This is a genomic window from Collinsella sp. AF11-11 (genome assembly GCF_003465485.1).
Lineage (GTDB): Bacteria > Actinomycetota > Coriobacteriia > Coriobacteriales > Coriobacteriaceae > Collinsella.
Genome location: NZ_QSAS01000003.1, coordinates 195,929 through 207,682, shown reverse-complemented (window position 1 = coordinate 207,682; position 11,754 = coordinate 195,929). Strand labels below are relative to the sequence as shown.

Genomic DNA, 11,754 nt, shown 5'->3' with positions numbered 1-11,754 from the left:
CAGGTTTATTTTGGTCGGTTTTATCTGGGAAGATGCTGCTGCGGCTATCTACAGATCTGAAATCTGACTACTGAATAGACTGTCTAACTAAATAGCGAGCGGCACTAACCAGTCCTTTTGCTTGCGCCCGGGAGGGCCGCATATGAAGTTTATCGCGAGTTCCGCACGCGAAGGAAAGCACTTAATGTGCTTTCCGTCTTGCGCAGTACTGTAGAGCAGGAAACTTCATATGCGGCCCTCCCGGGCGCAAGCAAAAGGGCGACCCCTGTCCGGAGTCGCCCTTGTTGAGCTGCTTATGTGCGGCTGTTACTCGGCGTCGTGGTGGCGGCGGGGCTTGCGGCCTCCGTTGTCGCCGGGACGGCGCGGACGGTCGCTGCGCTCGGAGCGCTCGCGACGCGGACGCTCACGGCGCTGGAAGTGCTCGCCGTCGCCCTCGGAGGTACCCTCGGCGCGAGCCGGGGCCTCGGGCTTGTCAAGACGATCGAGCGAGATCTTGCCGCGATCGTCGACCTCAATGACGACGACCTTGACCTCGTCGCCCACGTTAAGGACATCCTCGACCTTCTCCACGCGGCCCTTGGCGACGCGGGAGATGTGCAGCAGGCCGTCCTTGCCGGGCAGCAGGTTGACGAAGGCGCCGAAGGGCTGGATGGAGACAACGCGACCGGTGTACTCCTCGCCCGGCTCGGGAACCTTGATGATGAGCTTGATACGCTCGACGGCCTGGTCGACGGACTCGCCGGTGCCGCCGACAAAGACGGTGCCGTCCTCCTGGATGTCGACCGAAGCGCCGGTCTCGTCCTGAATGCCGCGGATGACCTTACCGCCGGAACCGATGACGTCGCGGATCTTGTCGGTCGGAACCTGGATGGAGACAATGCGCGGGGCGGTGCTGCGCGTGGTGTGGCGCGGCTCGGGGATCACATCGAGCATCTTCTGCAGGATGAAGGCGCGACCCTCCTTGGCCTGCTGCAGGGCGCGGGCCAGGATGTCGAAGGTAAGGCCGGTGGCCTTGTTGTCCATCTGCAGAGCGGTAATGCCCTCGGTGGTGCCGGTGACCTTAAAGTCCATGTCGCCAAGGAAGTCCTCGAGACCCTGGATGTCGGACAGGACCACGGTCTTGCCCTCCTCCTGGATCAGGCCCATGGCGATACCGGAGACCGGGCGCTTAATGGGCACGCCGCCGTCCATAAGGGCGAGCGTGGAGCCGCAGGTCGAAGCCATCGAAGAGGAGCCGTTGGACTCCATGACCTCGGAGACGACGCGGATGGCATAGGGGAACTCGTTCTCGTCGGGGAGCACCGGAAGCAAAGCGCGCTCGGCCAGGTTTCCGTGACCGATCTCGCGGCGCTTGGGGCTGCCCATGCGACCGGTCTCGCCGGTGCAGAAAGGCGGGAAGTTGTAGTGGTGCATGTAGCGCTTGCCCTCGGTGGGCTCGATGGTATCCAGACGCTGACCCTCGTTGAGCATGCCGAGCGACAGGACGGAAAGCACCTGGGTCTGGCCACGCTGGAACAGGCCGGAGCCGTGAACGAGCGGCAGGTAGTTGTCCTTCACCATGATGGGGCGAATCTCATCGGCGGCACGGCCGTCGACGCGCTCGCCGGTCTCGACGACCATGGTGCGCATGGCCTTCTTCTCGAGCTTCTTGAGCGCCACGGGGATCTCGCGCTCCCAAGCGGCCTGCTCCTCCTCGGTGAACTCGGCGCGGATGGACTCCTTCAGAGCCTCGACCTTACCGATACGGGAGTGCTTGTCGGCGTCGCGAAGGGCGGCGGCCATCTCGTCGTAGTGGGCGAAGATGCGCTCCTGGACCTCCTCGACGGGCTGGTCGAGCGGGTACTCCTTCTTGACGATGGCGCCGTTGACCTGCTCCCACTCGGCAACGAACTCGTCTTGAGCTTGGCAGAAGGCGGCAAGGGCCTCCTGGCCAAACTTCATGGCGGCAAGCATGTCGTCCTCGGAGATCTCCTCGGCGCCGGCCTCGACCATCGAGATGAAGTCGGCAGAGCCGCCCAGCTCCAGGTCCAGGTCGGAGTTCTCGCGCTCCTCATAGGTGGGATTGACGATAAACTCGCCGGTCTCCACGTTGCGGCCGATGCGCACACAGGCAAGCGGGCCCTCGAAGGGCACGCCGCCGAGCGTCATGGCCAGCGAAGCACCCATGACGTTGATGACGTCAAAGGGGTTGACCTGGTCGGCGACGAGCGAGGTAGCGACGATATGTACCTCGTTGCGGAAGCCGTCCGGGAAGCTCGGGCGGATCGGACGGTCGATCATACGAGCCGTGAGCGTGGCCTTCTCGCTGGGACGGCCCTCGCGCTTAAGGTAGCCACCCGGGATACGGCCGGCGGCGTACATCTTCTCGTTGAAGTCGACGGTCAGCGGGAAGAAGTCGTAATTCTTGCGCTCCTTGGAGACGACCACGGTGTCGAGCATCGTGGTGTCGCCCTGCTTGACCAGACAAGCGCCGGTGGCCTGCTTGGCAAGCTCGCCGGACTCAAAGGTGTAGGTCTTGCCGTACAGCTCAAAGGTCTTGGATACGAGTGTCATTGTTCTCCTTTACCCCACAGGCCCCTTGCCTGCGGGCTTCTCATGTGGCGCGGGCCCCCTGCCCCCGCCACGCTTCAGAGCGTGATTGTTCACGCCCTTACACAAAAAGAGCGCCCCGCTGCGCAGGACGCTCTTAGCATGTACAAATCCTTACTGGATGTTGTCGCGGATGCCCAGAGCCTTGATGAGCTCACGGTACTCGACGATGTCGTTCTTCTTGATGTAGGAGAGAAGACGACGACGACGGCCAACGAGCATAAGCAGGCCACGACGGGTGTGGAAGTCCTTCTGGTGGGACTTCATGTGCTCGGTCAGCTCCTTGATGCGCTCGGACAGGATGGCGACCTGAACCTTGGGGTTACCGGTATCGACCGGGGAGTTACCGAACTGGGCGGTCAGCTCCGCCTTGCGCTCTTTGGAAACAGTCATTGTTTCACCTTTCGTTTCGCGTCGCCTGTGGGCGACTCCATTCGCCTCGGACTGGGAAGCCGCCGGTGGAGCGAACATCCAAGGTCGAGGTACCAACAGGTCGGTATGTTACCACAAGCGACGCGCGCCTGCGCATCATCACCGACCCAACATGAATTCCATCGCACGGAGCCGCTGATCGGTGTGCGTGGCGGCCCAAACATGCGAAAGCCCCAGCAAAAACGCAGCCGTATGCGGATCGATCAGCTCGTCCATAAGGGCATCGAATGTCATGGACATCAGAGCGCGCAGCCACTCGACCTCACCGGTCGAAACCAGCTCGGCACCCGGAACGCTCGACGCGCACGAACCGCACATGAGCCCGCCCGCCTGGGGCGAAAAGTACGACAGCATGGGGTCTCCGCACAGCACGCAGGCCGAAAAATCGGGTCGATAGCCCACGTGCGACAGAAGTTTAAAAACAAAGGCCGCCACGAGCAGGTCCATATGTGCCGCGTCGAGCCCGCTGCCCACCAGGGCAAGCGCCCGCTGCGTGATGGCAAAGGTAAATGGATCCTCGGCATCCTCGAACGAGCACACGCGCGCAACCTCGGCAATCGCGCTGGCGGCACAGATCGTCTCGTAGTCAGGAGCGGCACCGAGTGGCGCTTCCAAAAGCTCGGCCTGAGAAACAACGTCGAGCGAGCGTCCATGTGCGAGCAGCATATCGACGGTACAGAATAATTCGCAGCGCGCCGCCAAGCGCCCACCGGGTTTGCGGGCCCCCTTTGCCACGGCACGAACCTGGCGACCCCGCTCGTCAAGCATCGTCAGAATCAGATCGGTCTCTTTGAGCTTGGTCTTGTCGAGCACGAGCACCTTCGTGCGATATGTCCGGGAGCCTGCCATGCGCGCTGCGCGTCCTTAGTCCTCGGCGTTGTAGCCAAAACGGCGAATCTGAGCCTCGTCGTCGCGCCAACCGGCCTTGACCTTCACGTCCAACTCCAAAAAGACCTGCGTGCCAAAGATGCGCTCAAGATCGCGACGGGCGTCGATACCGATATGCTTGATCATCTCGCCGCCCTTGCCGATGATGATGCCCTTTTGGCCCTCACGCTCGACATAAATGGTGGCGTGCACACGCAGCACCTTCTTGGTCTGCTCGAGCGCATCGCAAATAACGCCAACGGAGTGCGGAATCTCATCACGGGTGCGGCGCAAGACCTTTTCGCGCACAAACTCGGCAACGAGCGTCTCGTCGGAAGCGTCGGTACCCATGTCCTCGGGGAACCAACGCGGACCCTCGGGCAAAAAGTGCGCAACGGTCTCGATGAAGGCATCGACGTTAAAGTTCTTGACCGACGACGTCACGATCTCGTCGTCATATTCCATAAGCTCGTGGGCGGCCTTAAGCTGCTCCATGACCTGTGCGGGGTCGGCTTCATCGGCCTTGGTGAGCACCAGGACCTTCTTGGAACGGGCATTCTTGACACGCTCGGCAACCCAGGCGTCTCCCCTGCCGATCGGTTTGGTGGCATCAATCAAAAACGCGACAACATCGACATCGTTCAGCTCGAACAGCGCGCTCTTGTTCAGCTCGGACCCTAGACCGTCCTTGGGCTTGTGGATACCCGGGGTATCGACAAAGACCAGCTGGTAGCCGGGGCGGTTGACGACGGCGCGCATGCGGCGGCGGGTCGTCTGGGCCACCGGCGAGGTGATGGCGACCTTTTTGCCATAGCAGGCGTTGAGCAGCGTTGACTTACCGGCGTTGGGGCGGCCGACCAAGGCCACGAAGCCACTGCGGAAACCGGGCTCAACGTCGCCAAAGCCCGCGAGGCTGTCGTCCTCATCGCACAGGGCGTCGAGCTCCTCGTCGCTCATGCCCTCAAACGGGTCGAACTCCTCGACTTCCTCATAGGCCTCGGTCGCCTTAGCATCCGGGGACTCGTCGTCCAAAATCTCATCGGTAGACTGCATATTGTCGGACATGGGAATCCCTTTCTAAATAAAGCCGAGCGCGTGGGCAAATACCAGCACGCCCACAATCGCGGCGGTGATGGAAAGAACGTATACAGAGGCGGCGGCGATGTCCTTCGCACGCTTGGCCAGCGGATGGAGCTCCTGGGTCGCTAGGTCGACGATAGCCTCCATAGCGGTGTTGCACAGCTCGCCGTGAATCACCAGGCCACAACAGATGATAATCGTGGCCCACTCGGCAATGTCGAGCCCCACGATGCAGCCGGCAATGACGGTGCACACGCCCGCCACGAGCATGACCTTAATGTTGCGCTCGGTCTTGACGGCGGTGACGAAGCCCTCCATGGCGTAAGAAAACGACTTTAAAAAGGACGGATGGTCCTTGTTCGATCCGGGAATCATAGACGGCTCCTAGTCGTGGGCATGGTTGGTGATGGGGCCGACGTGGACTAGCTTGGGGTCCTCGCCGCGCTCGAGCGCCAGATCGCGCAGGATGGCGTCCTCGCGGGCCTCCATGACCTCGGCCTCGTCGTCCTCGATGTGGTCATAGCCCAGCAGGTGCAGCATTCCGTGTACGAGCATCAGACGGCACTCATCAGCGGGACTATTGCCAAAACCGGGGGCCTGACGGGCAATAACCTGCGGGGCCAAGATAATATCGCCGAGCTCGAGCGTCTCATCGGCGGGAATGTCATCGTCAAAGGCCGAATCGCACTCAAACGAGAGCACATCGGTGGTGCGGTCGATACCGCGCCACTCGTGGTTGAGCTCGTGCATCTCGTCCTCGTCGACATACGAAAGGGAAATCTCAACTTCACGCTCAACGCCCTCGGCGGCAAGCACGACCTCGCAGATGTGCTCCACCTCTTGCGCGTCGAGCAGCGTATCGAGCTCGGCATCGTTGCTGATCAATACACTCAACGGGACTCCTTTCGGTCGCGCGAACGCTGCTCACGCACGTCATCATAAGCATCATATGCCTCGACGATACGACCCACCAGGGCATGACGCACCACGTCGGCACGCTCGAGGTGAGAAAATGCCACATCGTCGACACGGCCCAAAATCTTCTCGACATCCGCCAAGCCGCCACGACGACCCACCAGGTCGCGCTGACTCAAGTCGCCGGTAATCACGAACTTGGAGTTGAAGCCCAGGCGCGTCAGGAACATCTTCATCTGCTCGGGTGTCGTGTTTTGTGCCTCATCGAGCACCACGAACGCATCGCTCAGCGTACGGCCGCGCATGTAGGCGAGCGGGGCGATCTCGATCACGCCACGTTCCATAAGCTCATCGGTGCGCTCGCGATCCATCATGTCAAAAAGGGCGTCGTAGAGCGGGCGCATGTACGGATCGATCTTTTCCTCGAGGGTACCGGGCAAAAAGCCCAGGTTCTCCCCCGCCTCGACAACCGGGCGCGTCAAGATTAGGCGACCCACCTCGTGACGCTTGAGCGCGGCAACGGCGAGCGCCATGGCCAGATAGGTCTTACCGGTACCGGCGGGACCCAGGCCAAACGTGATGGTATGCGAGCGGATGGCGTCAACATAGCGTTTTTGGCCGAGCGTCTTGGGACGAATAACGCGGCCGCGATACGACAGCAGCACGTCATCGCGCAGCGACGAGGCATCATGCTCTCCATCGCGCAGGACAGCCAAGCAACGCGAGACATCGTCGGCAGACAGCGTGCGTCCGGCAGCCGCCTCGCGAAAAGCATGCTCAAAAAAGCGCACCACGAGCTCGACCTCATCCGGGTCACCGCTCACGGCGATACTGTCGCCACGGGCGACCACGTGGGCGCGAACCAAGCTCTCGAGCGCACGAAGGACGCCGTCGCCGGCGCCCAAAACGCGCGAGGGATCAATCCCCTCGGGAACGGTAAGTCTAATCTTCGAGGCTTCCATGAACCTCCCTGCGCGCATGGACCAAGCCGGAATCATCGACTTCGATGATAGCAACATCGAGCAGGCACGGGGCTGTAAGTCCACAGGTATCGTCAAGACGGGCATGATGGAACGAGCCGAGCGTCAGGTTGTCACCATACTCGAGCACGGCGCGCTCAACGGTTCCCACGCGACGACGAACATCGGCGATGGCGAGTTCCTGCGCCGCGGCCCGCATACGGCGGCTGCGCTCAGCCATAACCTCTGGCGGTACCTGGTCGGGCATATCGGCGGCAAGTGTGCCGGGACGCTTACTGTAGCGGAACACATGCATGCGCGAAAAGCCCACGCGACGGCATAGCGCCAGCGACTCCTCGAACTCCTCATCCGTCTCACCGGGAAAACCGACGATGACGTCGCACGAAAGGGACGCCTGAGGCAAGTTGGCGCGAATCATGCGCACCGTATCCTCAAACGCCTCGGCGCTATAGGGACGGCCCATGCGATGCAAGGTCGCCGTGCAGCCGGACTGCACGGGCAGGTGCAAAAACGGGGCGATACGCTGCGGATAGCGCGCCATAACCTTAAGCAGGCGCTCAGAGATATCCATGGGCTCGACCGAGGAAATGCGCACATGCGGAATAGACGTGCGCTCCATGATGGCCTCGAGCAGCTCATCGATTTCGACATGCTCGTCGGTCGCGCTCTTGCCATCGTAGGCACCCAGGTTCACACCGGTCAGCACCACCTCGGGCACGCCGGCCTCCTGGGCCTCGCGAACTTGCTCGAGCACGGACTCGACGGGCACGGAGCGCTCGGGGCCGCGTGCCTTCCACACAATGCAATAGGTGCAGCGATGGTTGCAGCCGTCCTGAATCTTCACGCCCAGGCGAGAGCGACCGAGCGCATCGACCACGTCGCCATCGCTACAGGCGGGCACGCTATCGGATTCAACACCCAGCACCTCGCAGACGCGCTCGGCGACGTCAATCTTGGACGGCTCGGCGATCACGCGATCGGAGAGCTCCAGCAGCTCCTCGGGATGCAGGTTGACGACGCAGCCGGTTACGACCACGTAAGGCTCGCCCGGATAGGCCAGCGCATGACGAACGGCCTTACGGGTCTTGGCCTCGGCCTCGCCCGTAACGGCACAGGTGTTAATGACGATCAGGTCGGCATCCTGGGGCTCCACCATAGCAAAACCCAGGCGCATAAGATCGGCAGTGATACGGTCAGACTCAACCCGGTTGACACGGCAGCCGAGGTTGACGACGGAAATATGGGGTGCGAGCACGCGGGCTCCTTAATCGAGGATATCGTCGAGGGCACTCTTGATACGGTCGGTCACCGACTTCTTACCGGAAGCGACGTCATCGCCCATCTCATCGGCAAAAGCACGGAGCAGCTCGCGCTGCTTATTGGAAAGATTGGTGGGAACGACCACGCGCAGTTGCACGATCAAGCGGCCACGCGAACCGCCACCGCCAATGCGCGGCATGCCGTAATTATTGACGCTCACGGTGTCGCCGTACTGGGCGCCGGCGGGGACGCACACCTTAACGACCTCGTCGGGCATAATGCCCTCGACCTCGATCTCGCAGCCGAGCGCAGCCTGCGCAATCGAGATATCGCTCACCAGGTACAGGTCGTCACCGTTGCGCTTAAAGCGCTCATGGTCGGCAACGCGCACGTTGACAATCAAGTCGCCCGAAGGCTCGCCGCGAAGACCGGCCTCGCCAAAGCCGCTCACACGCAGCTGTCGACCGGTCGAAACGCCGGCGGGAATATCGATGTCAATCTTTTCATGCGAAGGCGTGCGGCCCTGACCATCGCAGGTCTCGCAGGGATGGTCGATAACCGTGCCCTCGCCATGGCAGTCGGGGCAAGGCGAGGAAGACTGAACCTGGCCCAAAAACGATCGCTGAACCGTCGTGACATAGCCCGTGCCGTGGCAGCGGCCGCACTGCTTTTCCTGTGCGCCCTCTGCCCTACCGGTGCCATTGCAGTCCTCGCAAGGAGCAAGGCGGTCATAGCTGATTGTCTTTTTGCAGCCGAGCGCCGCCTCCTCGAGCGTCACCGAAAGCGAGATGGCCATGTCACGACCGCGACGACGCTCGCGACGGCTGCGGGCGCCACCGCCGGCACCGCCGCCAAAAAACGACGAGAACAAGTCGTCCATGCCCATACCACCAAAGATATCGTTGATATCGACGTAGCCCGAACCACCAGGGCCGTCGGCAGTGCCGTAACGGTCGTAGTTAGCACGCTTCTGCTCATCGGAAAGAACGGAATAGGCCTCGTTGAGCTCCTTGAACTTGGCCTCGGCCTCGGGGTCGTCCGAAACGTCCGGGTGTACGGTACGGGCCTTCTTTAGAAACGCGCGCTTAATCGTCCGCGCGTCGGCATCCTTGTCGACGCCAAGTACCTCGTAGTAATCCCTATTTTCCGACACGACCGAATCCTTCCGACTTTCATTATTGTCACAGTGCGTCCTATACCCAAGCTGGGCCGACCGCAAACAGAGGGTTTGATGTTATTGCATTCCGTAAGGCGAAAGCATGGCCCGTTGCGAGCAGCTCGCGAACCAAACCGACACGAGCGCGAACATGAAGCCATTGGCAAAACCGTTGGCAAACTGCATCGCACCGCGCTTCCACCACAGCAGGCTGCGATGAAGCACGCCGTCCGAAAGCACCATGAACAGGCCCATGGTAAACGGAATAAAGCACATCACGGCAAAGGCCGAGAACACGCCCGAGATGGCCGAGAGTACCAAAAACGGCGCCACGATGCCCATCAGGTAAAAACCGGTACGAGCTTTGCCTTCCAAGCGCTCGGACTCGACATGGGCACGGCCGACTAGATCACCGCCAGCGGCACCGTTAGTGCCGGCGTGACCCATGCCGCTAATGCGGACCTCGTCGCCATCGTGCGTGCCGGCAGGAAACTCAATCGTCTGCTCGGAGGTTACGCGAGTACGACCGCTGCCACCGCAATCGGGGCAGGGGTCGGCCACGACCTTACCGGAACCGCCGCACTCGGGGCAGACCGACTGGAACGTGCCCGCACCAAACAGGAAGGACAAGTCGACGTCGATGTGCCCGCGGCCACCGCAGCTCGGGCAGGTATGGGCATGCTCGGAGGAGACAGAACCCGAGCCGCCGCAGTGACCACAGGTATCGAAGCGCGTATAGCGGACGGTCTTGCGGGCACCGTCCTTGGCCTCCTTGGCGTCCAGTTTGATATCGACGACCACGTTGGCGCCGTTCTCGGGATTGTAGGCAGCCTGGCCGCGACGCTGCTGGCCCCAGGCACCGCCAAAAGGAAAGCCGCCCTCAAAGGGATTGCCATAGCCCGTGTTGCCGGCATAGCCGCCACCATAGGGCGAAGCCGTAGGGGCACCGGCAAAGGGATTGCCAGAACGCATGGCATCGTAGCGCGCACGTTTTTGCTCATCCGAAAGCACGGCGTAGGCCTCGGAAACCTCTTTAAACTTTTCCTCGGCATCCGGCTCTTTGTTGACGTCCGGATGGAGCTTACGGGCCTTTTGCTGGAAGGCCTTTTGAATATCACGCGAGGTGGCGTCCTTGGAGACACCTAGAATCTCGTAGTAATCTTTTTCGTTCATCGTCGCCATGCGCGGCAACCTCCTGCTCACAGCAGCGTATATATTCCGGTAATTCTACCCGAGCGGCCTAAGCTAGATCCCAAAACAGCTCGAACAGAACATTTCCATCGAGCCAGCCCAAGTGTGTCGGTGCTAAACGAGCTCGAACATGGCCCGCGACGACATCTGCCGAAGTAAAGGGTCCCTCATGGACCCCGAGCGTCTCGGGCACCCAAGTGGCAAGACCCAATTCGAGTGCGCGATCACAAGCGGCTGTCAGCTCATCGGCCGGGATGACACGAGCCGCGCGAACCAACAGGTCGGACGCAATACCGCGCGTCATGCGACAAGCGAGCATCAGGTCTTCGGCCGCAGCCTCTCGCTGCGACAGGTATTCGGCCTCAAACGACGTCGCGTCATCGTCGCGCTGAACCAAACGCACACGGTACGCGTCGCCTCGAGCAGACACGCCGGGGAACAAACCTGCAAGACGGTCGAAATCCCCAGTATCAAGCATACCGGCGGCAGAACGGCCCAGGCCCAGGTAGCCCCGTCCGGTCCAGTAGGCAATGTTATGGGCGCATTCATGGCCGTCGAGCGCGTAGCTCGCCACCTCATACGGGTGATAGCCGGCGGCACCCAGGAGCTCGCGCGCCACGTCCATGCAGGCGGCCTGAAAATCCTCGTCGGGCTCGAGCGACTCGTCACGGCACGCCATGCGATAGAGGGGCGTCCCCACCTCGAGCGTGAGCGGGTAAACCGACACATGATGCGGAACCGCCGCCAGCACGCCCTCGAGCGTACGCTTCCAACTCGCTGCGGTCTGCCCGGGAAGTCCGCACATAAGGTCGCACGACACGTCAAGCCCAGCGTCCTTGACCGTCGCGATGGCGGCGAGCGCCCGATCGGCATCGTGAATGCGGCCGATGGCGGTAAGTTCGGTGTTATCGAGCGTTTGCACGCCCAGAGAAACGCGTGTGACACCAACCTTGGCAAGCGCAGTAGCAAGCTCGGCGGTCAGCGACTCGGGATTGGCCTCGCAGGTAAACTCAACGGGGGCGCACCACGCACGAATACGCCGCGCCAGCTCCACCAGGCGCTCCCCCGCCAGCGACGGCGTGCCGCCGCCAACATAGACGGTGCGGATCTGGTCGAGGGCCCCAGCCTTGCCAAAAGCATCGAGACGCGCGAACAACTGCTCAAAATAGGAATCGAGCGCGGCATCCAAATCACACGAAGCAAAGCTGCGCGAGTCGAAGTCGCAGTAGCGGCACTTTTGGGCACAGAACGGCACGTGCACGTACAGCGCGGTAACGGCCACCC

The 11,754-nt window shown here is 61.7% G+C and carries 11 protein-coding genes; all 11 read right to left on the bottom strand.

Annotation, left to right across the window (positions count from 1 at the left end):
- Positions 1-306 precede the first annotated feature (306 nt).
- Positions 307-2,553: a polyribonucleotide nucleotidyltransferase gene (locus DWV58_RS03790; protein WP_117776234.1), complete on the bottom strand. Its 2,247-nt coding sequence runs from the start codon at positions 2,551-2,553 to the stop codon at positions 307-309.
- 150 nt (positions 2,554-2,703) lie between these two features.
- Positions 2,704-2,982 carry a 30S ribosomal protein S15 gene (gene rpsO / locus DWV58_RS03785; protein ID WP_006235963.1) on the bottom strand — a complete coding sequence of 93 codons (279 nt, stop codon included), beginning with the start codon at positions 2,980-2,982 and terminating at the stop codon, positions 2,704-2,706.
- A gap of 138 nt (positions 2,983-3,120) precedes the next feature.
- Positions 3,121-3,870, bottom strand: coding sequence for a DNA repair protein RecO (gene recO, locus DWV58_RS03780; protein WP_117776233.1), 750 nt, complete (start codon positions 3,868-3,870; stop codon positions 3,121-3,123).
- A gap of 15 nt (positions 3,871-3,885) precedes the next feature.
- Positions 3,886-4,953 carry a GTPase Era gene (gene era, locus DWV58_RS03775; protein WP_187362360.1) on the bottom strand — a complete coding sequence of 356 codons (1,068 nt, stop codon included), beginning with the start codon at positions 4,951-4,953 and terminating at the stop codon, positions 3,886-3,888.
- A 12-nt stretch (positions 4,954-4,965) separates the two neighbouring features.
- On the bottom strand, positions 4,966-5,343 hold the full coding sequence (locus DWV58_RS03770) for a diacylglycerol kinase family protein (protein ID WP_117639888.1): 378 nt from the start codon (positions 5,341-5,343) through the stop codon (positions 4,966-4,968).
- Between the two features lie 9 nt (positions 5,344-5,352).
- Positions 5,353-5,862, bottom strand: a complete 510-nt coding sequence (gene ybeY, locus DWV58_RS03765; RefSeq protein WP_117654802.1) for an rRNA maturation RNase YbeY — start codon at positions 5,860-5,862, stop codon at positions 5,353-5,355.
- A complete protein-coding gene (locus DWV58_RS03760; protein ID WP_089573386.1) occupies positions 5,859-6,845 on the bottom strand; it encodes a PhoH family protein in 987 nt (328 codons plus the stop codon). The genes ybeY and DWV58_RS03760 overlap by 4 nt, the downstream gene beginning before the upstream one ends.
- Positions 6,826-8,118 (bottom strand): MiaB/RimO family radical SAM methylthiotransferase, encoded by a 1,293-nt coding sequence (locus tag DWV58_RS03755; RefSeq protein ID WP_117776232.1) that lies wholly within the window; start codon positions 8,116-8,118, stop codon positions 6,826-6,828. The genes DWV58_RS03760 and DWV58_RS03755 overlap by 20 nt, the downstream gene beginning before the upstream one ends.
- A 9-nt stretch (positions 8,119-8,127) precedes the next feature.
- On the bottom strand, positions 8,128-9,276 hold the full coding sequence (gene dnaJ / locus DWV58_RS03750; RefSeq protein WP_117776231.1) for a molecular chaperone DnaJ: 1,149 nt from the start codon (positions 9,274-9,276) through the stop codon (positions 8,128-8,130).
- 81 nt (positions 9,277-9,357) lie between these two features.
- On the bottom strand, positions 9,358-10,461 hold the full coding sequence (locus tag DWV58_RS03745; RefSeq protein WP_187362361.1) for a DnaJ domain-containing protein: 1,104 nt from the start codon (positions 10,459-10,461) through the stop codon (positions 9,358-9,360).
- Between the two features lie 58 nt (positions 10,462-10,519).
- Positions 10,520-11,752 carry a radical SAM family heme chaperone HemW gene (gene hemW / locus DWV58_RS03740; protein ID WP_117776230.1) on the bottom strand — a complete coding sequence of 411 codons (1,233 nt, stop codon included), beginning with the start codon at positions 11,750-11,752 and terminating at the stop codon, positions 10,520-10,522.
- Between the last annotated feature and the right edge of the window lie 2 nt (positions 11,753-11,754).

Coding starts and splice junctions, on each gene's coding strand:
- DWV58_RS03760 (WP_089573386.1), bottom strand. CDS start 6,845: ATGGAAGCCTCGAAGATTAGACTTACCGTTCCCGAGGGGATTGATCCC.
- recO (WP_117776233.1), bottom strand. CDS start 3,870: ATGGCAGGCTCCCGGACATATCGCACGAAGGTGCTCGTGCTCGACAAG.
- era (WP_187362360.1), bottom strand. CDS start 4,953: ATGTCCGACAATATGCAGTCTACCGATGAGATTTTGGACGACGAGTCC.
- DWV58_RS03745 (WP_187362361.1), bottom strand. CDS start 10,461: ATGGCGACGATGAACGAAAAAGATTACTACGAGATTCTAGGTGTCTCC.
- DWV58_RS03770 (WP_117639888.1), bottom strand. CDS start 5,343: ATGATTCCCGGATCGAACAAGGACCATCCGTCCTTTTTAAAGTCGTTT.
- rpsO (WP_006235963.1), bottom strand. CDS start 2,982: ATGACTGTTTCCAAAGAGCGCAAGGCGGAGCTGACCGCCCAGTTCGGT.
- DWV58_RS03790 (WP_117776234.1), bottom strand. CDS start 2,553: ATGACACTCGTATCCAAGACCTTTGAGCTGTACGGCAAGACCTACACC.